This window comes from Leclercia sp. UBA5076 (assembly GCF_002416465.1).
Lineage (GTDB): Bacteria > Pseudomonadota > Gammaproteobacteria > Enterobacterales > Enterobacteriaceae > Enterobacter.
In genome coordinates, this window is the sequence record NZ_DIAO01000008.1 from 258,320 (window position 1) to 284,122 (window position 25,803).

At 56.2% G+C, this 25,803-nt stretch carries 23 protein-coding genes; 12 read left to right on the plus strand and 11 right to left on the minus strand.

Annotated features, from left to right (window positions below):
• Nucleotides 1-27 precede the first annotated feature (27 nt).
• From phoP to B3X29_RS08730, 3 genes are all read left to right on the plus strand, one after another.
• Entirely contained in the window at nt 28-699 is a 672-nt protein-coding gene (phoP, locus tag B3X29_RS08720; protein WP_039028964.1) for a two-component system response regulator PhoP, read from the plus strand.
• Entirely contained in the window at nt 700-2,163 is a 1,464-nt protein-coding gene (gene phoQ / locus B3X29_RS08725; RefSeq protein WP_159339135.1) for a two-component system sensor histidine kinase PhoQ, read from the plus strand.
• An 89-nt stretch (nt 2,164-2,252) separates the two neighbouring features.
• Nucleotides 2,253-3,374: a cupin domain-containing protein gene (locus B3X29_RS08730; RefSeq protein ID WP_103179130.1), complete on the plus strand. Its 1,122-nt coding sequence runs from the start codon at nt 2,253-2,255 to the stop codon at nt 3,372-3,374.
• 139 nt (nt 3,375-3,513) lie between these two features.
• Here the strand turns inward: B3X29_RS08730 and B3X29_RS08735 are convergent, their stop codons facing one another.
• Complete coding sequence (locus B3X29_RS08735) at nt 3,514-4,005, minus strand: REP-associated tyrosine transposase (RefSeq protein ID WP_103179129.1); 492 nt, start codon at nt 4,003-4,005, stop codon at nt 3,514-3,516.
• An 88-nt stretch (nt 4,006-4,093) separates the two neighbouring features.
• Nucleotides 4,094-5,317, minus strand: a complete 1,224-nt coding sequence (pepT, locus tag B3X29_RS08740) for a peptidase T (protein ID WP_159339136.1) — start codon at nt 5,315-5,317, stop codon at nt 4,094-4,096.
• A 248-nt stretch (nt 5,318-5,565) separates the two neighbouring features.
• Between pepT and potA the strand changes: the two genes are divergently transcribed.
• The 5 genes from potA (at nt 5,566) to B3X29_RS08765 (ending at nt 10,441) form a co-directional block, all read left to right on the plus strand.
• Entirely contained in the window at nt 5,566-6,702 is a 1,137-nt protein-coding gene (gene potA / locus B3X29_RS08745) for a spermidine/putrescine ABC transporter ATP-binding protein PotA (RefSeq protein ID WP_159339137.1), read from the plus strand.
• Nucleotides 6,686-7,543 (plus strand): spermidine/putrescine ABC transporter permease PotB, encoded by an 858-nt coding sequence (potB, locus tag B3X29_RS08750; RefSeq protein ID WP_103179125.1) that lies wholly within the window; start codon nt 6,686-6,688, stop codon nt 7,541-7,543. Before potA ends, potB begins: the two co-directional genes overlap by 17 nt.
• Nucleotides 7,540-8,328: a spermidine/putrescine ABC transporter permease PotC gene (gene potC / locus B3X29_RS08755; protein WP_103179124.1), complete on the plus strand. Its 789-nt coding sequence runs from the start codon at nt 7,540-7,542 to the stop codon at nt 8,326-8,328. The genes potB and potC overlap by 4 nt, the downstream gene beginning before the upstream one ends.
• Nucleotides 8,328-9,374, plus strand: a complete 1,047-nt coding sequence (gene potD / locus B3X29_RS08760; protein ID WP_103179123.1) for a spermidine/putrescine ABC transporter substrate-binding protein PotD — start codon at nt 8,328-8,330, stop codon at nt 9,372-9,374. The genes potC and potD overlap by 1 nt, the downstream gene beginning before the upstream one ends.
• A 131-nt stretch (nt 9,375-9,505) precedes the next feature.
• Entirely contained in the window at nt 9,506-10,441 is a 936-nt protein-coding gene (locus B3X29_RS08765) for a DUF6708 domain-containing protein (RefSeq protein WP_159339138.1), read from the plus strand.
• A gap of 88 nt (nt 10,442-10,529) precedes the next feature.
• On the opposite strand, the gene B3X29_RS08770 is transcribed toward B3X29_RS08765, so the two are convergent.
• From B3X29_RS08770 to lolC, 6 genes are all read right to left on the minus strand, one after another.
• Nucleotides 10,530-10,835: a hypothetical protein gene (locus B3X29_RS08770; protein WP_159339139.1), complete on the minus strand. Its 306-nt coding sequence runs from the start codon at nt 10,833-10,835 to the stop codon at nt 10,530-10,532.
• Nucleotides 10,836-10,900: 65 nt separating this feature from the next.
• The gene (gene cobB, locus B3X29_RS08775; protein WP_114387410.1) at nt 10,901-11,722 is read right to left on the minus strand and encodes a Sir2 family NAD+-dependent deacetylase; all 822 of its coding nucleotides are present in this window, start codon (nt 11,720-11,722) and stop codon (nt 10,901-10,903) included.
• 15 nt (nt 11,723-11,737) lie between these two features.
• Nucleotides 11,738-12,649, minus strand: coding sequence for an N-acetylglucosamine kinase (gene nagK, locus B3X29_RS08780; RefSeq protein ID WP_103179119.1), 912 nt, complete (start codon nt 12,647-12,649; stop codon nt 11,738-11,740).
• A 51-nt stretch (nt 12,650-12,700) separates the two neighbouring features.
• Nucleotides 12,701-13,945, minus strand: a complete 1,245-nt coding sequence (gene lolE, locus B3X29_RS08785) for a lipoprotein-releasing ABC transporter permease subunit LolE (protein ID WP_156654291.1) — start codon at nt 13,943-13,945, stop codon at nt 12,701-12,703.
• A complete protein-coding gene (lolD, locus tag B3X29_RS08790; protein ID WP_103179117.1) occupies nt 13,945-14,646 on the minus strand; it encodes a lipoprotein-releasing ABC transporter ATP-binding protein LolD in 702 nt (233 codons plus the stop codon). The genes lolE and lolD overlap by 1 nt, the downstream gene beginning before the upstream one ends.
• Nucleotides 14,639-15,838, minus strand: a complete 1,200-nt coding sequence (lolC, locus tag B3X29_RS08795; RefSeq protein WP_159339141.1) for a lipoprotein-releasing ABC transporter permease subunit LolC — start codon at nt 15,836-15,838, stop codon at nt 14,639-14,641. The genes lolD and lolC overlap by 8 nt, the downstream gene beginning before the upstream one ends.
• Before the next feature lie 270 nt (nt 15,839-16,108).
• On the opposite strand from lolC, the gene B3X29_RS08800 reads away from it, so the two are divergent.
• The 3 genes from B3X29_RS08800 to ldtC all read left to right on the plus strand — a co-directional run bounded on the left by B3X29_RS08800 (nt 16,109) and on the right by ldtC (nt 21,858).
• Nucleotides 16,109-17,182: an acyltransferase family protein gene (locus tag B3X29_RS08800; RefSeq protein WP_159339142.1), complete on the plus strand. Its 1,074-nt coding sequence runs from the start codon at nt 16,109-16,111 to the stop codon at nt 17,180-17,182.
• Between the two features lie 120 nt (nt 17,183-17,302).
• Nucleotides 17,303-20,749: a transcription-repair coupling factor gene (gene mfd / locus B3X29_RS08805; RefSeq protein ID WP_290522169.1), complete on the plus strand. Its 3,447-nt coding sequence runs from the start codon at nt 17,303-17,305 to the stop codon at nt 20,747-20,749.
• Between the two features lie 152 nt (nt 20,750-20,901).
• Nucleotides 20,902-21,858, plus strand: coding sequence for a L,D-transpeptidase LdtC (gene ldtC / locus B3X29_RS08810; RefSeq protein ID WP_139156332.1), 957 nt, complete (start codon nt 20,902-20,904; stop codon nt 21,856-21,858).
• 76 nt (nt 21,859-21,934) lie between these two features.
• Here ldtC and bhsA read toward each other — a convergent pair whose 3' ends face one another.
• Complete coding sequence (bhsA, locus tag B3X29_RS08815) at nt 21,935-22,192, minus strand: multiple stress resistance protein BhsA (protein WP_103179112.1); 258 nt, start codon at nt 22,190-22,192, stop codon at nt 21,935-21,937.
• Between the two features lie 242 nt (nt 22,193-22,434).
• Here bhsA and B3X29_RS08820 point away from each other — a divergent pair, with 242 nt between their 5' ends.
• Nucleotides 22,435-23,070, plus strand: a complete 636-nt coding sequence (locus tag B3X29_RS08820; protein WP_156654288.1) for a TetR/AcrR family transcriptional regulator — start codon at nt 22,435-22,437, stop codon at nt 23,068-23,070.
• A 489-nt stretch (nt 23,071-23,559) separates the two neighbouring features.
• Here B3X29_RS08820 and B3X29_RS08825 read toward each other — a convergent pair whose 3' ends face one another.
• Together B3X29_RS08825 and B3X29_RS08830 are read right to left on the minus strand one after the other, a co-directional pair.
• Nucleotides 23,560-24,099 (minus strand): glycine zipper 2TM domain-containing protein, encoded by a 540-nt coding sequence (locus B3X29_RS08825; protein ID WP_103179110.1) that lies wholly within the window; start codon nt 24,097-24,099, stop codon nt 23,560-23,562.
• A 196-nt stretch (nt 24,100-24,295) separates the two neighbouring features.
• Nucleotides 24,296-25,600: an NAD(P)/FAD-dependent oxidoreductase gene (locus B3X29_RS08830; RefSeq protein ID WP_159339143.1), complete on the minus strand. Its 1,305-nt coding sequence runs from the start codon at nt 25,598-25,600 to the stop codon at nt 24,296-24,298.
• Nucleotides 25,601-25,803 lie beyond the last annotated feature (203 nt).

Below are 25,803 nucleotides of genomic sequence, written 5' to 3' on the forward strand. Positions count from 1 at the left end.
GACCATTCATATTAGGGAGAAGCGATGATGCGCGTACTGGTTGTTGAGGATAATGCGTTGCTACGTCATCACCTGAAAGTTCAGCTTCAGGAAATGGGGCATCAGGTGGATGATGCTGAAGATGCCAAAGAAGCCGATTACTATCTCAATGAACATCTGCCCGATATCGCCATCGTTGACCTGGGTCTGCCTGATGAAGATGGTCTGTCGCTGATCCGCCGCTGGCGCAGCCACGATGTCTCTTTGCCGGTGCTGGTGTTAACCGCCCGCGAAGGCTGGCAGGATAAGGTTGAAGTGCTCAGCGCCGGTGCCGATGACTACGTCACCAAACCCTTCCATATTGAAGAGGTTGCCGCCCGCATGCAGGCGTTGATGCGCCGCAACAGCGGTCTGGCCTCGCAGGTGATCTCCATTCCGCCGTTCCAGGTCGATCTCTCCCGTCGCGAACTGGCGATAAATGACGAGGTGATTAAGCTGACGGCCTTTGAGTACACCATTATGGAGACGCTGATCCGTAACAGCGGCAAGGTGGTGAGCAAAGATTCCCTGATGCTCCAGCTCTACCCTGATGCGGAGCTGCGCGAAAGCCATACCATCGATGTTCTGATGGGCCGTCTGCGTAAGAAAATTCAGGCGCAGTACCCGGAGGATGTCATCACCACCGTGCGCGGGCAGGGCTATCTTTTCGAATTACGTTAAATGAAAAAACTGTTTCGTCACTTTCTGCCGCTGTCGCTGCGGTTTCGATTCCTGCTGGCGACAGCAGTAGTGGTGCTGGTGCTCTCCCTGGCCTACGGCATGGTGGCGCTGGTGGGCTACAGCGTCAGTTTCGACAAAACCACCTTCCGCCTGCTGCGCGGCGAAAGCAATCTCTTCTATACCCTCGCCAGATGGGAAGACAATAAAATCAGCATCGATATGCCGGAGCATCTGGATCGCCAGAGCCCAACCATGTCGCTGATTTATAATGAAAAAGGCAAGCTGCTGTGGGCCCAGCGCGACGTGCCGTGGCTGATTAAAAGCATCCGCCCGGAGTGGTTAAGAGCCAACGGCTTTCATGAGCTGGAAGCCAATGTTGATGCCACCAGCGTGCTGGTCGGTAACGATCGGAACATGCAGCGGGAGCTGGCCGAGATCCGCGAGGATGACGACGACAGCGAGCTGACCCACTCGGTGGCGGTAAATATCTACCCCGCGACCCTCCAGATGCCCCAGTTGACCATTGTGGTCATCGACACCATTCCGGTTGAGCTTAAACGCTCCTATATGGTGTGGAACTGGTTCGTCTACGTGCTCGCTGCCAACCTGCTGCTGGTGATCCCCCTGCTCTGGCTGGCCGCCTGGTGGAGCCTGCGCCCTATCGAGTCGCTGGCGAAAGAGGTGCGCGAGCTGGAAGAACATCACCGTGAAAAACTCGACCCGAACACCACCCGGGAACTCACCAGTCTGGTGCGCAATCTTAACCGTCTGCTGAAAAGCGAGCGCGAACGTTACGATAAGTACCGCACCACCCTCACCGATCTGACCCACAGCCTGAAAACCCCGCTGGCAGTCATGCAGAGCACGATGCGATCCCTGCGCAGCGCGAAGCTGAGCGCCGAGGAGGCAGAACCCGTGATGCTGGAGCAGATCAGCCGTATCTCGCAGCAGATTGGTTACTACCTGCACCGCGCCAGCATGCGCACCGGCAGCACCCTGCTGAGCAGGGAATTGCACCCCGTCGCCCCGCTGCTCGACAGTCTGACCTCGGCGCTGAACAAAGTTTACCAGCGCAAGGGGGTGAACATTACTCTCGATATCTCCCCGGAAATCAGTTTCGTCGGCGAAAAAAATGACTTTATGGAAGTGATGGGCAACTTGCTGGATAACGCCTGTAAATATTGCCTGGAGTTCGTTGAAGTCTCTGCCCGTCAGGGAGAGGACCAGCTGCATATTATCGTTGAGGATGATGGCCCCGGGATCCCTCAGGGCAAACGTGACCAGGTCTTCGATCGCGGCCAGCGCGCCGACACATTGCGCCCGGGTCAGGGGGTCGGTCTTTCGGTCGCCCGGGACATTGTGGAGCAGTATGGCGGCAGAATCGAAACCAGCGACAGCCTGCTGGGCGGTGCCCGAATGGAGGTAATTTTTGGTCGCCAGCATCTGACAAGCGACGATAGTTAAACGCCAGGGTGAAAAAAGCGTGATTCTCACACGCAGGCTGCCGAGCTTCCGTTATAATCCGAGTCATTAAAAGCCTGCGGAATATAAATATGGATTATCAATTAGCCCTTAACTGGCCCGACTTTATCGAACGTTACTGGCAAAAACGTCCGGTTGTCCTGAAACGCGGCATCACCAATTTCGTCGATCCGATCTCTCCCGATGAGCTGGCTGGCCTGGCCATGGAGAGCGAAGTCGACAGTCGTCTCGTCAGCCATCAGGACGGTAAATGGCAGGTGAGCCACGGCCCGTTTGAAAGCTACGACCACCTGGGTGAGAGCAACTGGTCGTTACTGGTGCAGGCGGTTAACCACTGGCACCAGCCCGCCGCAGCCCTGATGCTGCCATTCCGCGCCCTGCCCGACTGGCGGATGGACGATCTGATGATCTCCTTCTCCGTGCCCGGGGGCGGCGTTGGCCCGCATCTGGATCAGTACGATGTGTTTATTATCCAGGGTACCGGCCGCCGCCGCTGGCGCGTGGGTGAAAAGGTGCCGATGAAACAGCACTGTCCGCACCCCGACCTGCTGCAGGTCGATCCGTTTGTCGGCATCATCGACGAAGAGCTGGAGCCGGGCGATATTCTCTATATTCCACCGGGTTTCCCGCATGAGGGTTACTCCCTTGAGAACTCAATGAACTATTCGGTTGGTTTCCGCGCCCCAAGCGGTCGCGAGATGATCAGCGGGTTTGCCGATTACGTTCTGCAGCGCGAACTGGGCAGCCACCGTTTCAGCGATCCGGCGGTCCCTTCCCGCGAACATCCGGCCGATATTCTGCCGCAGGAGCTGGATCAGCTGCGCGGAATGATGCTGGAGATGATCAACCAGCCGGAACATTTCAACCAGTGGTTCGGGGAGTTTATCAGCCAGTCCCGACACGAGCTGGACGTCTCCTTGCCGGAGCCGCCGTATCAGCCGGATGAAATCTACGATGCCCTTCAGCAGGGCGACAAGCTGGCGCGTCTGGGTGGATTGCGGGTGTTACGTATTGGCGAAGCGGTGTATGTCAATGGCGAGCAGCTGGATTCCCCGCACCGTCCGGCACTGGAGGCCCTTGCCAGCCATATGGTGCTGACTGCCGATCATTTCGGCGATGCGCTGGACGATCCGTCGTTCCTCGCGATGATGGCCGCCCTGGTGAACAGCGGGTACTGGTTCTTCGAGGACTGAGACGTTAGTGGGTTGCCGGGCGGCACTGCGTTTGCCCGGCCTACAACGTTGTCTGTGACAATGCCCGGTGGCGCTTCGCTTACCGGGCCTACAAAATCGCAACCGTAGGCCGGGTAAGGCGTAGCCGCCACCCGGCTTTTTATCGCCGCTCTCCGGTGTCAAAATCCTCTATCTCCCCAGCCCAATCTTCCGGGTATATCCCTTCCCGTACATCACGATGAAAGGTGGAATAGGGCCACGCTTTCACGCGCGTCACATAGCCATGCTTCAGCGGGTTGATATGGATGTAATCCGTATGTCGCCGCAGGTCGTTGTCGTCCCGGATGGTATGTTCCCAGAAGCGTGGCTGCCAGATGCCTGGCATCCCCAGCACGCGGGTGAAGGTCTTTTTGATGTCTCGCCAGCGGCCGGAGTAGTCCGCGTCATTTTCGGGTAACGTCCAGATACAGTGCATATGTTCCGGCAGGATCACCCAGGCATTAATCAGAAAGGGTTTGCGGCGTTTAACACCTTGCGTTGCCGCACGAAGCGTATCGATATGTCGCGTCAGCAGATCGCTGCGCCGGTTTTGCAGGTTAACGGTGAAAAACCAGGTTCCGCCTGGCACATAATGTCGACGGTAGTTTGACATATGAGGTTCCCTCCTCATGTGTGGAAATGCCGGGCGGCACGTTGTTTGCCCGGCCTACGCGTAGACCGGGTAAGGCGTCAAACGGCGACTATTGTTTTGCGGTGAGCTCCGCAATCCGCACAATCACCTGCACCGCTTTTTCCATTCCTTCCAGGGTCACGAACTCATGCTTGCCGTGGTAGTTATATCCCCCGGTGAACAGATTCGGGCACGGCAGCCCCATAAAGGAGAGCTGCGCGCCATCGGTGCCGCCGCGGATCGGCTTGAGCTGCGGCTCGACGTCGCAGTCGCGCATCGCCTGCTGTGCCACCTCAAGGATGTAGGGATGCTCGATCACCTTTTCATGCATATTGTAATAGCTGTCTTCGATGACCAGCTCAATGTAGCAGTCCGGGTGAAGTCCTTTGCCCACCTTCTTTGCGATATCCATCATCTTGCGTTTGCGCGCTTCAAACCCTTCGCGGTTGAAATCACGGATGATGTAGTGCATATCCGCGCGGTCCACCGTCCCTTTGATGCTGGTCAGATGGTAGAAGCCCTCATAGCCTTCGGTTTTTTCCGGGCTTTCATCCGCCGGAACTTCAGCATGAATGCGGGCCGCCAGCGACAGCGCGTTCACCATCACCCCTTTCGCGGTGCCTGGGTGGACATTGTTGCCAACGATGCGGATATTCACCGACGCCGCATTGAAGTTCTCGAACTCCAGCTCCCCCATGCCGCCGCCATCGACGGTGTAGGCCCAGCGGGCATCGAACGCCTCAACATCAAAATGCTTCGCCCCTTTGCCCACCTCTTCATCGGGGGTAAAGGCCACGCGGATATCGCCGTGCGGCACGTTGTTGTTCTTCAGCACCGCCAGCGCGGTCATGATCTCGGCAACGCCCGCTTTGTCATCAGCCCCCAGCAGCGTTTTGCCGTCGGTGGTGATCAGGGTCTGGCCAAGCAACTGGTGTAATACCGGGAACATCACCGGCGACAGCACTTCGTCACCGACGCCAAGGGCGATATCACCGCCCCGATAATTCTCAACAATCTGCGGATTGACATTTTTACCGCTAAAATCCGGTGAGGTATCGACATGGGAAATAAAACCAATGGCAGGAATATCACCGCTCACATTCGCAGGTAGTGTGCCCATCACCGTCCCTTTTTCACTTAAGGTCACGTTAACGAGCCCCAACTCCTCCAGCTGGCTTTTTAACAGCTGCAACAGCTTCCACTGCCCTTCGGTGCTTGGCACCTGGCGGACACCCGGCTTAGATTGGGTATCCAGCGATACGTACTGTAAAAAACGCTCAAGTAATTTATCCATGCAGTCACCCTCACTTTTCGTGACAACATTATCAGTAAGCAGCAAAACCCAAATATTGCGTCAGGTCACTTTTATCCCGTAAACGAGAATATTTCCGTTTCTCTCATCGTTTGCTAATAAATGTAGCTTATCAATGGGTAACAAGGATTGGCGATTGCAGCGCTTTCCCGTAGAATGTCCGCCCTCATTACGTTTCACCAAGGTGGTTAACCACAAACCCCGCTGCGATAAGCATTTGCAGCGTCGATATGGGACTGAATCAAAAATTGAATACACAACCAGCTTCACTGTCACCGTTGGTGCAACTGGCCGGAATTCGTAAAAGCTTTGACGGAAAAACCGTCATTTCCGACCTGGATTTAACGATCAACAACGGCGAATTTCTTACACTACTTGGCCCTTCAGGCTGTGGTAAAACGACAGTGCTTCGCCTTATCGCCGGGCTGGATAACGTCGATCGCGGTCACATCCATCTGGACAACCAGGACATTACCCTGGTTCCTGCTGAACACCGCCACGTCAATACCGTCTTTCAAAGTTACGCACTTTTCCCGCACATGACGGTTTTCGAAAACGTCGCCTTTGGCCTGCGGATGCAAAAAACGCCCGCCAGCGAAATCACGCCACGCGTCACCGAGGCCCTGCGCATGGTTCAGCTTGAAGCGTTCGCCCAGCGTAAACCGCACCAGCTTTCGGGTGGACAGCAACAGCGTGTCGCCATCGCCCGTGCCGTGGTTAATAAACCGCGCCTGCTGCTGCTGGATGAGTCCCTTTCCGCACTCGACTACAAGCTGCGCAAGCAGATGCAGAACGAATTAAAGGCGCTGCAGCGTAAGCTCGGGATCACCTTTGTTTTTGTCACCCACGACCAGGAAGAGGCATTGACCATGTCCGATCGCATCGTGGTGATGCGCGAGGGCAAAATCGAGCAGGACGGTACGCCGCGCGAGATCTACGAAGAGCCGAAAAACCTGTTTGTCGCCAGCTTTATTGGGGAAATCAACATCTTCAATGCTACCGTTATTGAACGACTTGACGACCAGCGGGTGCTGGCTAACGTCGAGGGCCGCGCCTGCAACATCTTCGTCAATTTTGCCGTTGAGCCGGGACAGCAGCTGAACGTCCTGCTGCGTCCGGAAGATCTGCGCGTTGAAGAGATTCACGACGAAACCGAAGTCGAAGGGCTAATCGGCTATATCCGCGAGCGCAACTACAAAGGCATGACGCTTGAGTCGGTCGTTGAGCTGGAAAACGGCAAGATGGTGATGGTCAGCGAATTCTTTAACGAAGACGATCCCGATTTCGACCACTCGCTCAATCAAAAAATGGTCATTAACTGGGTTGAAAGCTGGGAGGTTGTGCTGGCTGATGAAGAACACAAGTAAATTCCAGAATGTGGTGATCGCCACTATCGTCGGTTGGCTTGTGTTATTTGTCTTTTTACCCAACCTGATGATCATCGCGACCAGCTTCCTGACCCGTGACGACGCCCATTTTGTCTCGCTGGTCTTTACGCTGGAAAATTACGCGCGCCTGCTGGACCCGCTCTATTTCCAGGTCCTGCTCCATTCGCTCAATATGGCGCTGATAGCCACCGTCGCCTGCCTGGTGCTGGGGTATCCCTTTGCCTGGTTCCTGGCGAAGCTGCCGACGAAAGTGCGACCGCTGCTGCTGTTCCTGCTGATTGTGCCCTTCTGGACCAACTCGCTGATTCGCATCTACGGCCTGAAGATCTTTCTCAGCACCAAAGGCTACCTGAACGAGTTTCTGCTGTGGCTGGGCGTCATTGACACCCCGATCCGCATCATGTTCACTCCCGGCGCGGTGATTGTGGGGCTGGTCTACATCCTGCTGCCGTTTATGGTAATGCCGCTCTACTCCAGCATTGAGAAGCTGGATAAACCCCTGCTGGAGGCGGCAAGGGATCTTGGCGCCAGCAAACTCCAGACCTTTATCCGCATTATCATCCCCCTGACCATGCCGGGGATCATTGCCGGCTGCCTGCTGGTGATGCTGCCGGCGATGGGGCTGTTTTACGTCTCCGACCTGATGGGCGGGGCTAAAAACCTGCTGATCGGTAACGTCATCAAGAGCCAGTTCCTCAATATTCGCGACTGGCCGTTCGGTTCGGCCACCAGTATCACCCTGACCCTGGTGATGGGCCTGATGCTGCTGGTCTACTGGCGCGCGTCGCGGCTGCTTAACAGTAAAGGGGAACTTGAATGATCGGTCGACTGCTCCGCGGCGGTTTTATGACCGCGATTTATGCGTACCTCTACATTCCGATCATTATCCTGATCGTGAACTCCTTTAACAGCTCGCGCTTTGGCATTAACTGGCAGGGTTTTACCACCCAGTGGTATAGCCTGCTGGTGAATAATGACAGCCTGCTGCAGGCGGCGCAGCACTCCCTGACGATGGCGATCTTCTCGGCCACCCTCGCCACCCTGATTGGCTCCCTGACGGCGGTGGCGCTCTATCGCTACCGTTTTCGCGGTAAACCCTTCGTCAGCGGCATGCTGTTTGTGGTGATGATGTCTCCGGACATCGTAATGGCTATCTCGCTGCTGGTGCTCTTTATGCTGCTGGGGGTACAGCTGGGCTTCTGGTCCCTGCTCTTCTCACACATCACCTTCTGCCTGCCGTTTGTGGTGGTGACGGTCTACTCCCGTCTGAAAGGCTTTGACGTGCGGATGCTGGAGGCGGCAAAAGATCTGGGTGCCAGCGAGATGACCATCCTGCGCAAAATTATCCTGCCGCTGGCGATGCCCGCCGTGGCCGCGGGATGGCTGCTCAGCTTTACCCTGTCGATGGATGACGTAGTGGTTTCGTCATTCGTCACCGGGCCGAGCTATGAAATTCTGCCGTTGAAGATCTATTCGATGGTGAAAGTTGGCGTCTCACCGGAGGTGAACGCGCTGGCGACCATACTGTTGATGTTATCGCTGGTCCTGGTGATCGCCAGTCAGCTTATTGCTCGTGATAAAACAAAATCTCAGGGGACGTATTAATGAAAAAATGGTCACGCCACCTGCTCGCGGCAGGCGCTCTCGCAATGGGTATTAGCGCTGCGCACGCGGACGACAGTAAAACGCTCTACTTCTATAACTGGACCGAGTATGTGCCGCCAGGCCTGCTGGAGCAGTTTACTAAAGAGACCGGCATCAAGGTTATCTACTCGACCTACGAGTCGAATGAAACCATGTATGCCAAGCTCAAAACCTATAAAGATGGCGCCTACGACCTGGTGGTCCCGTCGACCTATTTCGTCGACAAGATGCGCAAAGAGGGCATGATCCAGAAGATCGACAAATCGAAGCTAACCAATTTTTCAAACCTCGATCCGGAGATGCTCAACAAGCCGTTTGACCCAAATAACGATTACTCTATTCCGTACATCTGGGGCGCAACGGCGATCGGGATCAACAGCGAAGCGATGGATCCTAAATCGGTGACGAGCTGGGCTGACCTGTGGAAACCAGACTATAAAGGTGAATTGCTGCTGACCGACGACGCCCGCGAAGTGTTCCAGATTGCGCTGCGTAAGCTGGGCTACTCTGGCAACACCACCGATCCGAAAGAGATTGAAGCGGCTTACCATGAGCTACAAAAACTGATGCCTAACGTGGCCGCCTTCAACTCCGATAATCCGGCGAACCCGTATATGGAAGGGGAAGTCAACGTGGGGATGGTGTGGAACGGGTCGGCATACGTCGCGCGTCAGGCCGGTACGCCGCTGGAAGTGGTGTGGCCAGCAGAGGGCGGGATCTTCTGGATGGACAGCCTGGCTATTCCGGCCAATGCTAAAAACGTGGACGGTGCCCTGAAGCTGATTAACTTCCTGCTGCGCCCGGATGTGGCAAAACAGGTGGCAGAGACCATCGGCTACCCGACGCCAAACCTCGCCGCCCGCAAGCTGCTGAGCCCGACCGTTGCAAATGACAAGTCGCTCTACCCGGATGCGCAGACCATCAGTAAAGGCGAGTGGCAGAACGATGTGGGCGACGCCAGCCGCCTGTATGAAGAGTATTACCAGAAGTTGAAGGCAGGTCGTTAATGCAATACTATGCCGGGTTTCGACCCGGCATAACTCAATGGTACAAGGATAAGTACATATGAAGCTGAACAGTAATCTTCTTTATTCTCTTTTTTCTGCATCGACATTATTTTTACTACCGTTAACAAGACATGGGCATTGAGTTTCCTGATTTAAAGGATTACAGGCAACATCATAAAAGGACGCATTATGTCAAAAAAACGCAGAGAAAAGCGCCGCCGCTATTCGGTGTAGTCGCCGTCAATGATATTTATTGCGATATCATAAAAAACGTCCCCAGAAGCGAATGGCTTGGCGTAACGATGCCGCTTCTGACCATATTCCCATTTCTGTTATCTATTTTATTTATTGGCCCAATTATTGGGTATTCTCCCGTATTTATTCTGGTTGAGATTATACTTATCCTGATGTTCTATAGCAGCATCCACGCACTGCGTGTCGTCATTACCCACCCCAAAACGTTAATCGTCAGGCTGAATCGCAAGCGCCAACGGGTGTATGTTCAAACGTATCGTCCCACGCGTAATATCTTTGCGAAATGGCCTGTCGAAACGCTGATTTATGACTGGAAGGACATTGAAGCCCATTTTAGTAACGGTTCCGGAACCGCGGGTTCCCGGACATGGTATAAGTGGCAAGCACCCTCGACTGACGGGAAAAAAAACTGGATAATCATCAGCGATGATAACGCGCCTTTATTTTATCAAGTCTCTCGCTTCTCTACCGATATCGCAGATACTCTTTTGAGTTATGCGGAATCCTGGGCGTGGTGCAGAAACTATATGAATGGCCTGATGACACCCGTTCATTTAATATCGATAGAAAATAACTACTCCTTTAAATATTGCGTGACGAGATTGAGCAGCCGGATGTTGTCGCGAGTCAATGAACAGGATAAATGGACAACCATTTTCCCCGTCAGGAATCCTTTTTTCTGGCTCATTTCTTTTATTATGGTGCCAACCATTTTACTGGACGCTCTGGCAATGAGGCAAATTATGCGCAGGCTGCCGGAGACGCCGTGGTCTGATGAGGCGCAGAGCGAATCAACAACAGATAAACAATAGATTAATTATTTATTTTAACTGCGTAAGGTCCTGCGTTGTCGTCAGGGCTTTGCGGGTAATCTGGCGTTAATTCGCCCCGCTCAACTATTTACTCCGATATTTTTTGCAACGCGTCATCAATTTTGCCAATCACATACATCAGCGGTTTCCACAGCACGACCAGCGTAACAATCGTGCCGAACTGCTGCACATCGCCATGCGCAAGTTGTCCGGTAAACAGCAGGTATACCAGGTTAAATATACACGAGCCAGCGGAGACAATGCCGAGGTATAAAAAGAGAATGAACAGGATATTTCTGCTGTCAGAAAGGCGAGGCAGGCAACACTGGCTCCACAGCCCTATCCCTACCGCCACAATAAAAATAATGGCCGATACAATTAGCGGGTTATCCATAACCTGTTCCTGTCGTTCCCTTGAAATTTGCGCGAAAAGCGTCTGCTCTTCGCGCAGTGAACCACTTACAATCCCTTAAGAAGCTTATCCACAAACTGCGGCACCACTTCGCTCGCCAGTCCGTAGGTTTTCTCTTCAAACTCGCTGCCCACCTGGCTCGGCTCAAGGTTCAGCTCCACCGTATGCGCCCCGTGCAGCTTCGCTTCGTGGACAAATCCCGCCGCCGGATAGACATGCCCGGAGGTGCCAATGGCGATAAACAGATCCGCCATCGCCAGGGCGCTGTAGATCTCATCCATTCCCAGCGGCATTTCGCCGAACCACACCACGTGCGGGCGCAGCGGCGACGGGAACTGACAGCAGTGGCATTTGTCATCGGAGGTGACATCGCCGGTCCAGCTAAAGACCTGGCCGCTGCTGGAGCAACGCACCTTCAGCAATTCACCGTGCATATGAAGCACGTTGCGGTTGCCCGCGCGCTCATGCAGGTTATCAATATTCTGCGTTACCAGCAGGAAGCGATCCCCCAGCGCCTCTTCGAGTTTAGCCAGCGCCAGATGCGCCGCATTAGGGGCGATCTCCGGCGACTGCAACTGACGGCGGCGGGCGTTGTAGAATTCCTGCACCAGCTGCGGGTTACGGGCAAAACCTTCCGGCGTCGCCACATCTTCAACCCGATGCTCTTCCCACAACCCGTCGGTCGCGCGAAACGTTCGAATGCCCGACTCGGCGGAGATCCCCGCCCCGGTCAGGACCAGTACTCTTGGTTTTTCCATCAATTCCGGCATTGCCACATCCTGGAAGAAAATTCGCTGGCGTAAGCGCTCACGCAAGCGGCGTTTGTTTTTGCGAAAACGGCTGAGTCGAAGTGACCGTCGCGACAGCATAAAAACCTCGTATGGCTAACGGGTGAGATGGAGGAATGCGGCGCCGCGCATTCCTCCGGCATCGCCATGTCGCGCGCGCTCAATGCGCGGGACACGGGCAACCGGCAACAAATGACGCGGCAACCGACCGGACAACCGTTCGGCGATGGCCGTAAAGTTCGATAATCCTCCGCCGATCACCAGCAGGTCAGGATCGACAATGGTCAGGATATTCCCCAGACAGACCGCCAGCAGATCGAGATAGCGCTCAACGTGCTCTACAGCCTGTTCATCCCCCTGCTCCCACAGGGCAATGATTTCCGGAGCCTGACGTTTTTGATGATAGAAGTGTTCATAAAGCCATGCAAATCCACGGCCGGAGAGGTAGTTCTCAATGCAGCCGTGCTGGCCGCAACCGCAACGGAGGAGCGGGAAATCACGCCCTACCACCTCAAGCGCATCCACCGGCAAGCGAATATGACCAAACTCGCCAGTGATATAGCTGCGTCCGGTCACCGGTTTGCCATTCACCACAATCCCGCCGCCGACACCGGTGCCGAGGATCAGCCCCATCACCAGGGGGTATTGCTGGAACTCATCGTCCCAGGCTTCGGAGAGGGCAAAACAGTTAGCGTCGTTGTCGAGGCGCACGTCGCGCTCAAGGAGGCGGGTCAGGTCGGCGCGCAGCGGCCTACCGCTTGCCGCCGGGACGTTGGCGGCGTACAGCGTACCGTCGTCGGTTTCCGGCATCCCCGGAATGCCTATGCCCACCGTGCCCTTCACGCCGAAGCGTTCATCGGCCTGGGCCACCAGCGCGGCAATGGCGGTTAAAAATTCATCGTAGCTTTCGTGAGGAGTGGGAACCCGGGTTTCCCACTGCAATTTCAGGTTGGTATCAAATACGCCAAGGGCAATTTTGGTGCCGCCAATATCAAATCCGTAATACATAGTGCATTCCTCTTTTGACCCGGCGGCAACGCTCACCGGATCATGACGTAATTACTGGCCACTTAATACCCTCGCCGGATCAATTCGGCTTGCGCGACGCGCCGGATACCAGCTTGCCAGCAGACTCAGTAAAAGTGCTGTAACCAGCACATAAAAAACATCCAGCCAGTGCAATTCAGACGGCAGGAAGTCAATAAAATAGATATCGCCCGACAGGAACTGATGCCCGATCAGGGCCTCAAGACCGTTGATAATCGGCGTCAGCTGCAATGAAACCACCACGCCGATAACCACACCGCACAGGCTGCCCAGCAGCCCCGCCAGCAGACCATACCAGACGAAGATGGCACGAATAAGACCATCTTTTGCGCCGAGGGTGCGCAGCACCGCGATGTCGCCGCTCTTGTCTTTCACCGCCATCACCAGCGTGGAGACGATGTTAAAGCAGGCCACGCCGATCACCAGCACCATCGCCAGGTACATAATGGCGCGGATCATCTGGATATCACGATACATATACCCGTAAGTGCCGATCCAGCTCTTGATGTAGACATAGCTGTCGGTCACTTCCCCGGCGTCGCGCACCAGTTTGTTGGCGTTGAAGACGTCGTTAACCTTGATGGCGATCCCGGTGACGCTGCTGCCCATATCGAGATACTGGCGCGCATCTTCCAGCGGCACCATGGCAAAGCTGTGATCGAGCTGACCGCTTAGCTGCAAAATACCGGTCACGTGCAGACGCACGCGCTTCGGCTGCTGCAGCTTATGATCGGCGCTGGCGTTCGGGATCATGATCGACACCCAGTCGCCCTGCTTCACTTTCAGCGCGTCGGCCACCCCCTTACCGAGGATAATCTGCTGATCGCCAGCTTTAAAATTGGCCCAGGCCTCTTTCTGGATAAACTGTGGCAGCGCGCTGAGCTTCTCTTCCTGGCGCGGGTTCACCCCTTTCACCTGGATAGCGCGCAGGTTTGCGCCGCTCTCCACCAGCCCGGTGAAATTGATATAGGGCGCAGCCGCGGCAATGCCCGGCACCTTTTCCACTTTATTCAGGGCGTCGTTCCAGTTATTCCACGGCTGGTTAACCGGCTCAATTTCGCCGTGCGGCACGACTGCCAGAATGCGGTTGTTCAGCTCACGCTCGAAGCCGTTCATGGCGCTGAGGCCAACAATCAGTACCGCCACGCCCAGCGCGATACCGACGGTGGAGATGACCGATATGAGCGACACCATGCCACTGCGGCGGCGACCCCGGCTAAAACGCAGGCCGATGAGTAACGATAACGGTGAAGCCATCAATCTGCCCCCATCAGGGTCAGTTCGGTATTCAGGCGACCGTCACGCATCTCCAGCTGGCGGGACATGCGTTTTGCCAGCTGCAGATCGTGCGTCACCACCAGGAAGGCGGTGCCCTGGGAGGCATTCAGTTCGCCGAGAAGCTGGAAGATGCTGTCGGCGTTGCGGGCATCCAGGTTACCGGTCGGTTCATCCGCCAGCACCAGGCGCGGATTATTCACCAGCGCCCGGGCAATCGCCACACGCTGGCGCTCGCCGCCGGAGAGCTCGGAAGGCCGATGATTACCGCGGTGGCCCAGCCCGACCGCTTTCAGCATATCGCTGGCGCGGGCGTTGATTTCAGCCGGTTTCTTTTTGCCGATCAGCAGCGGCATCGCCACGTTTTCCAGCGCCGTAAAGTCCGGCAGCAGGTGGTGGAACTGATAGATAAAGCCCAGCTCGCGGTTACGCAGATCGGCCTTCGCGCTCGATGACATCGAACTCAGCGGCGTGCCGGAGAAGACCACATCGCCGGAGGTCGGCGTATCCAGCCCGCCAAGCAGGTGCAGCAGGGTACTTTTCCCGGAGCCGGAGGTGCCGACGATCGCCATCATCTCCCCTTCCCCGACGCTGAAGCTGACATTGTGCAGGACATCCGTCTGCACCGTGCCTTCCTGATAGCGTTTGCACAGGTTGTCGCATTGCAACAGGATCTTATTCATAACGTAAAGCCTCAGCGGGTTGGGTGGCGGCAGCGCGCCATGAAGGATAAAGCGTAGAGAGTAAGGCAACGGCCATCGCAGCCAGCGCAATGCCCACTACCTGCAGCGGCTCAATGGCCACCGGCAGTGCCGCGCCGTCGAGCAGCGCGCCGATAATCGGCATTAAATTATTAAGCTGGCTGGCAAGCAGCGTACCGAGCAGCGCGCCGAGCAGCGCGCCGACAATCCCGGCGCTGGCGCCCTGCACCATAAAGACCGCCATGATCTGCCGCGGCGTCAGCCCCTGGGTTTGGAGGATCGCCACTTCGCCCTGCTTCTCCATCACCATCAGGCCCAGCGAGGTAATGATGTTAAAGGCGGCAACCGCCACAATCAGGCTCAGGAGCAGGCCCATCATGTTTTTTTCCATCCGCACGGCCTGAAACAGCTCGCCCTTACGTTCGCGCCAGTCCTGCCATTGGGTGCCTTCCGGCAGGGTTTGCTGGCTTAACACATCGACCTTCAGCGGCTCGTTGAGCCACAGACGCCAGCCGGTGATATTGCCGAGCGGGTAACGCATCAGGCGCGACGCGTCCTGGATATTGACCAGCATCTGATAGCCGTCCACTTCGCTGTTGGCGGCGAAGGTGCCGATCACATTAAACAGGCGCTGGCTCGGGAGCCGCCCCATCGGGGTAAACTGGCTGGCAGACGGCACCATCACCCGTAGCTGATCGCCGCGATTGACGCCGAGCTGGCCGGCAAGCTGTTCGCCGAGAATAACGTTGTACTGGCCGGGAGCCAGATCGCCCTGTTTGACGTTGACCAGATACGGCGTCAGGGGATCCTTTTGCGCCGGGTCGATGCCGAGCATCACCCCGACCGCCACGCTGCGGGCGCTCTGTAGCACCACGTCACCGGAGGTGATCGGCGCCACGCGGCTTACGCCCTGGAGCTTGACGGCGCTTTGTGGCAGCTGCTGCGGATTCACCGACCCGCTGCTGGATGAGAGGATCGCCTGCGGCATCAGCCCCAGAATGTTATTTTGCAGCTCGCGCTCAAAGCCGTTCATGACGGAGAGAACCGTCACCAGCGCCATCACGCCAAGCGTAATGCCAATGGTTGAAAGCCAGGAGACGAAGCGACCGAAGCGGTCCGCGGCGCGCCCACGCATATAACGTAAGCCTATGAATAGTGCGACAGGTTGGTACATGAAATCCGTCTGTTTGCTGATAGCAGACCCACGAGTATATAAGCGAATCCGCTAAGGGTAAATGACTGAAACCGTAAGCTTTGCTTATCATTTGTCTGAAAAAGCGCGGTAAATCAGCGTAATACCCCCTTTCGTAAGACGACCTGCCCCGCGCAGGTGTTTGCAGCTTTTCTGAAAAACATCCGGATACAGACTCTTACCCATTACATCCCGCCCGCCGCGCAACACACTTACCCGCTCGATTAAGGTAATAACAGGACCCGGAACGCGATGAAACAAAAAGCACTATGGATTAACCAGATAAAAGGACTCTGCATCTGCCTGGTGGTGATTTACCACTCGGTGATCACCTTTTATCCCCATCTCGAGGCGCTGCATGCTCCCCTTTCGGTGCTGCTCGCCAAATGTTGGGTAACGTTCAATCTCTATCTCGCCCCCTTCCGTATGCCGGTGTTCTTCTTTATTTCGGGGTATCTGGTCCGGCGCTACATTGACGAGGTCGACTGGAAAACCTGCCTGGACAAACGGCTCTGGAGCATTATCTGGGTGCTGGCGCTGTGGGGAGTATTACAGTGGCAGGCGTTGACCCATCTCAATGCGTGGCTGGCGCCGGAGCGGGATCTCAATACCGCGTCGAACGCCGCCTATGCCGACTCGTTAAGCGGCTTTATCACCGGCATGCTCACTGCCAGCACCAGCCTGTGGTATCTCTACGCTCTGGTGGTCTATTTTACGCTCTGCAAGCTGCTGAGCCGCTGGCGGACGCCGCTGGTCGTGCTGCTGGCGCTCGCCAGCATCGCCATCAACTTTATGCCGCTGCCGTGGTGGGGGATGAACAGCGTGGTGCGTAATATGATCTATTACAGCCTCGGGGCCTGGTACGGCGTGCAGCTGATGGCGTGGATGCAAAGCCGGGTGTGGCGCCGTGACGCGCTGGCGGTAGCGGCGTTCGGGGCGGTCTCCGTCGTGCTGTGGTTCGTCGGGGTTCCCCTGCCGCTGTCGCTGCTGTCGATCCTGCTGATTATGGCCCTGTTCTACCGCCTGGAGCAGCGCTTCGCCGTGGGCCCTGACAATGTGCTGAACGTGGTTGGCTCCAATACCATTGCGATTTACACCACCCACCGCATTCTGATCGAAGGGGTCAGCCTGTTAATGATCCACCAGTTGAATGGCGGTACCTGGCCGGTGTGGGCAGAGCTGACGCTGGTGCTCTTCTACCCGTTTGCCAGCCTGCTGATCTGCACCCTGGTGGGGCTGGGGGCGCGTAACCTCTCCCGCGCGCTGGCCGGTGATATTTTCTTTACCCCACCCGCCCGGCTGACGCTGGTTCAGGCGACACGCTAGCGCGCCTGTGAGAGGGGGGCTTTGCGCTGCGTGCGGTTACGGTTTGCTAATGTAAAACGATCAAGGATAATAAAGACATTGTGTATCAGTGATATGCCCATACGAGATCCTGACAAAGCCATGCCTGAACAAAATCGTTTTTCCCTGCCCGTCAAAGCGGGCGACCAACGCCAGTTAGGTGAACTGACCGGGGCAGCCTGCGCCACGCTGGTGGCGGAAATTGCAGAGCGTCATCAGGGCCCGGTGGTACTGGTCGCGCCGGACATGCAAAACGCCCTGCGTCTGCATGATGAGATCCGCCAGTTCACCGATCAGCTGGTCACCAGCCTTGCCGACTGGGAGACGCTGCCTTACGACAGCTTCTCGCCGCACCAGGAGATCATCTCCTCGCGCCTCTCCACGCTGTATCAGCTGCCCTCCATGCAGCGCGGCGTGCTGATTGTGCCGGTCAATACCCTGATGCAGCGCGTCTGCCCGCACAGCTATCTGCACGGCCACGCGCTGGTGATGAAAAAAGGCCAGCGCCTCTCGAGGGACGGCCTGCGCGTGCAGCTCGACAGCGCGGGCTATCGCCATGTCGATCAGGTCATGGAGCACGGGGAGTACGCCACCCGCGGCGCGCTGCTCGACCTCTACCCTATGGGCAGTGAACAACCTTATCGTCTGGACTTTTTCGACGACGAAATCGACAGCCTGCGCCTGTTTGATGCCGATACCCAGCGCACGCTGGAGGAAGTGGAGGCCATCAACCTGCTGCCGGCCCACGAATTCCCGACCGACAAAACCGCTATTGAGCTCTTCCGCAGCCAGTGGCGCGATAAGTTTGACGTCAAGCGCGACGCCGAACATATCTACCAGCAGGTGAGCAAAGGCACCCTGCCGTCAGGGATCGAATACTGGCAGCCGCTGTTCTTCAGCGAGCCGCTGCCAGCCCTGTTCAGCTATTTCCCGGCCAACACGCTGGTGCTCAACACCGGCGATCTGGAGACCAGCGCCAGCCGTTTCGAGAGTGAAACTCGCGCCCGCTTTGAAAACCGGGGGGTTGATCCGATGCGCCCGCTGCTGGAGCCCGAGCTGCTGTGGCTGCGCACCGATGAGCTGTTCAGCGAGCTGAAACGCTGGCCGCGCATGCAGCTCAAAACCGACAGCCTGCCGGAGAAAGCTGCCAATACCAACCTGGCCTACCAGCCGCTGCCGGATCTTGCGGTGCAGGCGCAGAACAAATCGCCGCTGGATAACCTGCGTAAGTTCCTCGAATCCTTTACCGGCCCGGTGATCTTCTCTGTGGAAAGCGAAGGGCGCCGTGAGGCGCTGGGCGAGCTGCTTGGCCGCATTAAGGTCGCACCGAAGCGGATCCTGCGCCTGGACGACGCCAGCGGCAACGGACGCTACCTGATGATCGGCGCCGCCGAACATGGATTTATTGATACGCTCAATAATCTGGCGCTGATCTGCGAAAGCGATCTGCTGGGTGAGCGCGTGGCGCGCCGCCGTCAGGACAGCCGCCGCACCATCAACCCGGACACGCTGATCCGCAACCTGGCGGAACTGCATCCCGGCCAGCCGATTGTCCATCTGGAGCATGGCGTAGGCCGTTACGCCGGGATGACCACCCTGGAAGCGGGCGGCATCAAGGGTGAATACCTGATGCTGCTGTACGCCAACGACGCCAAACTCTATGTGCCGGTGTCGTCCCTGCACCTGATCAGTCGCTACGCGGGCGGTGCGGAAGAGAATGCCCCGCTGCACAAGCTCGGCGGCGATGCGTGGGCGCGGGCGCGGCAAAAAGCGGCGGAGAAAGTGCGCGACGTAGCCGCGGAGCTGCTGGATATCTACGCCCAGCGCGCGGCGAAGGCGGGCTACGCCTTCAAGCATGATAAAGAGCAGTATCAGCTCTTCTGCGACAGCTTCCCGTTTGAAACCACCCCGGATCAGGCCCAGGCAATTAACGCCGTGCTGAGCGACATGTGTCAGCCGCTGGCGATGGATCGTCTGGTCTGCGGCGATGTGGGCTTCGGTAAAACCGAAGTGGCGATGCGCGCCACCTTCCTGGCGGTGGAGAATAACAAGCAGGTGGCGGTGCTGGTGCCCACCACCCTGCTGGCACAGCAGCACTACGACAACTTCCGCGACCGCTTTGCCAACTGGCCGGTGCGCATCGAGATGATGTCGCGTTTTCGCAGCGCCAAAGAGCAGGCGCAGATCCTGGAGCAGGCAAGCGAGGGCAAGATCGACATTCTGATCGGTACCCATAAACTGCTGCAGAGTGACGTGAAGTGGAAAGATCTGGGGCTCTTGATTGTCGACGAAGAGCACCGCTTCGGCGTGCGCCACAAGGAGCGCATCAAAGCGATGCGCGCCGATGTCGATATCCTGACCCTCACCGCCACGCCGATCCCGCGCACGTTAAATATGGCGATGAGCGGCATGCGCGATCTGTCGATTATCGCCACGCCGCCTGCCCGCCGTCTGGCGGTGAAGACCTTTGTCCGTGAGTACGATAACCTGGTGGTGCGCGAGGCGATCCTGCGTGAAGTGCTGCGCGGCGGCCAGGTTTATTATCTCTACAACGATGTCGAGAATATCCAGAAAGCGGCGGACCGTCTGGCGGAGCTGGTGCCGGAAGCGCGTATTGCCATCGGCCACGGGCAGATGCGCGAGCACGAGCTGGAACGGGTGATGAACGATTTCCATCACCAGCGCTTTAACGTGCTGGTCTGCACCACCATCATCGAAACCGGTATCGATATTCCTACCGCCAATACCATCATTATTGAGCGAGCGGATCACTTCGGCCTGGCCCAGCTCCACCAGCTGCGTGGCCGTGTCGGACGTTCGCACCATCAGGCCTATGCCTGGCTGATGACCCCACACCCGAAAGCGATGACCCCCGATGCGCAGAAGCGTCTCGAAGCCATCGCCTCGCTGGAAGATCTGGGCGCCGGTTTTGCGCTGGCCACTCACGACCTGGAGATCCGCGGCGCGGGCGAACTGCTTGGGGAAGATCAGAGCGGCTCGATGGAAACCATCGGTTTCTCGCTCTACATGGAGCTGCTGGAAAACGCCGTCGATGCCCTGAAGGCGGGGCGCGAGCCGTCGCTGGAAGATCTCACCAGCCAGCAAACGGAAGTGGAACTGCGGATGCCGTCCCTGCTGCCGGATGATTTTATCCCGGACGTTAACACCCGCCTGTCGTTCTACAAACGCATCGCCAGCGCCAAAGACGAAGCCAGTCTGGAAGAGATAAAAGTGGAGCTGATTGACCGCTTTGGCCTGCTGCCGGATGCAGCGCGTAACCTGCTGGATATCGCCCGTTTACGCCAGCAGGCGCAGAAGCTCGGGATCCGCAAGCTGGAGGGGAATGAAAAAGGCGGCATGATTGAGTTTGCCGAGAAGAACCACGTCGATCCGATGTGGCTGATCGGCCTGCTGCAAAAACAGCCCCAGCACTTCCGGCTCGATGGACCGACGCGCCTGAAATTCACCCAGGATCTGGCGGAGCGCAAAACCCGCATGGACTGGGTACGTAACTTTATGCGTCAGCTTGAAGAGAATGCCGTAGCCTGACCCTGTGCCGGGCTACCATCGGGTTGCCCGGCATGATTTTCCCTGCGCAATTTACAACTCTTTGCAATCCCCCTGGACTTCCCGACACACTCATTCGCCATAATTATCAATTAACGTTCAGATAATAATAATCTTTATTGCTATGGATTCTGGTGATGATAAAAACGTCGCGTTTTACCCGTTGGATATCGGTGGTTGCGCTCCTCGCGACCGTAGCGCTTGCCCTGCCCGCCCAGGCGAATACCTGGCCCCTGCCCCCGGCGGGTAGTCGGCTGGTGGGCGAAAATCGTTTTCATGTGGTGGAAAACGATGGTGGTTCGCTGGAGGCGATTGCCAAAAAATATAACGTCGGTTTCCTGGCGCTGCTGCAGGCTAACCCGGGCGTCGATCCCTACGTCCCCCGTGCAGGCAGTGTTCTGACCATCCCGCTTCAGACCCTCCTCCCCGATGCCCCGCGGGAAGGGATTGTGATCAACCTGGCTGAACTGCGGCTCTACTATTATCCGCCGGGTAAAAACGAGGTCACGGTTTACCCCATCGGTATTGGTCAGCTGGGGGGCGATACCCTGACGCCAACCATGGTCACTACGGTGTCGGACAAACGCGCCAATCCGACCTGGACCCCAACCGCCAACATCCGCGCCCGCTATAAAGCCCAGGGTATCGATCTGCCAGCGGTGGTTCCCGCCGGACCGGATAACCCGATGGGTCATCACGCCATTCGCCTGGCGGCCTACGGTGGGGTCTATCTGCTGCACGGCACTAACGCCGATTTTGGCATCGGCATGCGCGTCAGCTCCGGCTGTATTCGCCTGCGGGACAATGACATCGAGACGTTGTTCCGTGTGGTCCAGCCCGGTACCAAAGTGAATATCATGAACACGCCGATTAAGGTGTCAGAAGAGCCTGGCGGCGTGCGCCTGGTGGAGGTTCATCAGCCGCTGTCGAAAGCGCTGAATGACGATCCCCAGACCCTACCGATTGTCCTGAATGCTGCGCAGCAGGGCTTTAAAGCCAGCGCTGACGAGGTCGTTATGGAGCGCGCCATGGAAGCGCGTTCGGGTATGCCGGTAGATGTGACGCCTCACCCCGCTACCCAGGCGCTGTAGCCTTAACAGATAAAAAAACGCTCTGCACAGGCAGAGCGTTTTTTTCGCAGTGGCATTAATGAGGGTTAAGCCATGCTTATTTGTAGATCACTGCGGTACCGTGCAGGGTGTTCGGGCCGGTTACGGAAGTAATACGGAAAGATTTCGCCCCCATTTCATCCGCTTTTTGCGCTAACTGGCTTTCAAGAGAGCTCAGGTTAGTCCCGGCGTTCGCAGAGATGGTGCCCACCTTTTGTTGATCGGCAGGGGTAGACTGAACTTCAACCGCAGCGAAGCTGGCAAATGAGAGTGAGCTGAGTACTGCAGCGGCGATGATTGTTTTTACGTTTTTCATGATAAGGACCTTTTGCAAGTGAACGGGATGTCGTAAGCATTAACTTAACGATCGATAACAAAATGATAGATGTGATCTACATCACACGTCAATTTATTTTTATAACGATCATTAAAATAATTTTAAAAGCGTTTAAATTCATATTGATATGATGAATAAATTTTTATTCATGCGGCGCTGGCTGCGGAAAGGGATTATTTTTATAATGGTCGTTCAACAATCCAACAGAGGTACAACGGCTCATGACAACCGATGACACGCGTTGCGAAAAGAAAAGCCGTGGCCGACCAAAAGTGTTCGACAGGGAAGCGGCGCTGGACAAGGCCATGACGCTGTTCTGGCAGCATGGGTATGAAGCCACATCACTGGCTGACCTGGTTGCCGCGACGGGGGCGAAAGCGCCTACGCTGTATGCAGAATTTACCAATAAAGAGGGGCTGTTCCGGGCGGTGCTGGATCGCTATATCAGCCGTTTTGCCGCCCGCCATGAAGCGCAGCTGTTTTGCGAGGAGAAGCCCGTTGAACGGGCGCTGGAAGACTATTTCACCGCGGTGGCGACCTGCTTTACCAGCAAAGAGACCCCTGCGGGCTGTTTTATGATTAACACGTCGGCCACGCTTGCAGCCTCTTCTGAAGAGATTGCCCATACGGTTAAATCTCGCCATGCCATGCAGGAAGAGACGCTGTGCCAGTTTTTACAGCAGCGTCAGCAGCGCGGTGAGATCCCGGCGCAGTGCGATCCGAAGAAACTTGCCCAATATCTGAGCTGCATTTTGCAGGGTATGTCCATCAGTGCCCGCGAAGGGGCCAGCCTGGAAAAACTGCTGACTGTCACCCAGATAACCCTGCGGTTATGGCCTGAACTGCTGAAAGTCTGATTTTCAGGGCGGCCTGCCGCCCTGCTCCCCCTTTTCTCGCCGCAGCTTCCGCTATACTTCGTAGAAAGATAGTTAAAAACTATCACCACGGCTTCACCGCTTGCTATGCTTAACCAGTGATTATTGATGTACTAATGATTAGTTGCATTAGTTATGGTGAAGGCGTTCTGGCTATTCACATTCAGAAGGAGAATATAATGGTTTTGCTGTTACCTTTTTTTAAGGTGTTAATAGGCATTACATTGTTATTCGGTCTCTGGGTTTTATGTGGTGGGTCAGTTTTATTTGCTTTTCTTTCCGTCCTGATAACGGGATTTATGTTACTGCGCCAGTATAATGAATTCGACCTTTGACCCCGTCACCCAGCAGCATCTCCAGGAAAGACCTTACTTCTGGCGCAAGTCGCCCCGCTGTTAAGGTCTTTTTTATGCGCAAAAAAAGCTCCCCAGCCTGAGCGAATGGGGAGCTAAATGCAGAGAACAGATTTTTTTATGCTTTGTTATTCAGTACCAGCTGACCGTCGCCATTAAGGGGGATCTGCGTACCGGGATCTTTATCCATACGGATCTTGCCCTGCTGATCGCCAATTTTGTAGGTTACATCGTAGCCGAGCATTTTTTCTGACTTGTCATAGACCGTCTTACAGCGCTGCTCGGTGGTGGTGTAGGTATCACGCTCCTGCAGGGCACCCTGCGCCTGGTTCCCCGCGTAACCGCCACCCAGTGCGCCCACGACCGTCGCGACATCTTTACCCCGTCCGCCGCCAAACTGATGACCAATCACCCCACCGGCCACCGCACCCAGTACAGAACCGGCAATGCGGTTTTCATCCTGTACAGGACGGCGATGCGTTACGGTCACATTGCGGCACTCCTGACGCGGTGTTTTCACCGTCTCTTTAATAGGCGTAGCCGAAACCACCTGCGCATATTGTGGGCCACGATCAAAAACATTAAGACTGGCAACTGCCGCCACACCTAATGCGGCGACCACGCCAATCCCTATACCTGCCACCATGGATTTATTCATGTGACGTTCTCCTTTGTATTGCTATTGGTAACAATTCTGCGACTAAAGGTGTGTGCAGGCAAATCAGAGAAAGGATTAAAAATGTGGGAACAAGCGCAAAATGAGCCGGTTTAGGAGGACTCTTAGACCCTGTGAGGGCGATTTACAGAACGATATGCTGAAAAAGCCCCTTCGCGAGAGCGAAGGGGCAAAGCCGTTAGTGCAGCTTAAGTCGCGGTCGGATGACGCGGTTGATGCTACCTACCAGCATCATCAGCCCGGTTTTGAAATAGCCGTGCAGCGCAATCTGGTGCATACGGTACAGCGAAATGTAGACGAAGCGGGCAATACGTCCTTCTACCATCATCGAACCGCGCATCAGGTTACCCATCAGGCTACCGACGGTGGAGAAGTTCGAGAGCGACACCAGTGAACCATGATCTTTATAGACATAGTTCTTCAGAGGCTTGCCCTTCGCCTGCGCCAGAATATTGTGCAGCGCCAGGCTGGCCATCTGGTGTGCGGCCTGGGCGCGCGGTGGCACGAACCCACCTTCCGGACGGGCACAGGAGGCGCAGTCGCCAATGGCAAAGATATCCGGGTCGCGGGTGGTTTGCAGCGTCGGCTCAACCACCAGCTGGTTAATGCGGTTGGTCTCCAGTCCACCGATCTCTTTCATGAAATCAGGGGCTTTAATGCCTGCCGCCCAGACCATCAGATCGGCTTTGATATGTTCGCCATCTTTGGTGTTCAGACCCTGTTCATCGGCACTGGTGACCATCGTCTGAGTCAGAACACGCACGCCCAGTTTGGTCAGCTCGTTGTGCGCCGCGCCGGAGATACGCGGCGGCAGCGCAGGCAGAATACGTTCGCCCGCTTCCACCAGCGTCACGTTCAGCGCGTCGTTGGTTAAGCCTTTGTAGCCATAGCTGTGCAGCTGTTTCACCGCGTTGTGCAGCTCCGCAGAGAGCTCAACGCCCGTCGCGCCACCGCCGACGATAGCGATATTCACCTTGCCGCTTGCGCCGAGGTTATTGGAATACTTCAGGAACAGGTTCAGCATCTCCTGATGGAAACGACGCGCCTGATGCGGGTTATCCAGGAAGATGCAGTGCTCTTTCACGCCCGGCGTGTTAAAGTCGTTGGAGGTACTGCCCAGCGCCATCACCAGCGTGTCATACGCCAGCTTGCGCTCCGGCACCAGCAGCTCGCCCTTCTCATCGCGCAGCTCTGCCAGGGTAATGGTTTTGCTTTCACGGTTGATATCCATCACCGAGCCCAGCTGGAACTGGAAACCGTGGTTGCGTGCATGCGCCAGATAGCTCAGGGCGTCAACGCCCTCATCCAGAGAACCGGTCGCCACTTCATGCAGCAGCGGTTTCCACAGGTGGCTGTGGTTGCGATCGACAAGCGTAACTTTGGCTTTTTTACCGCGTCCGAGCTTCTTACCCAGCTGCGTAGCCAGTTCCAGACCGCCAGCACCACCACCCACAATCACTATCTTTTTCAATGGCGTAGTCAACGTGACCCCCTAAATTATTAACCAATTGTTAACTAAAAGTTATGAAAATAACCTTTAATTAACAACAGGTTACATCGCTGAAACCGTTCAATGGACATGAGAATAACATGTTCGGTGCATTGGTCATACCAAAATTGATATGCATCAAGTTTTGCCGCTTAAAATTCACCCAAGCTTAGCAAAAAGAAAGCCCGGCTCACCTG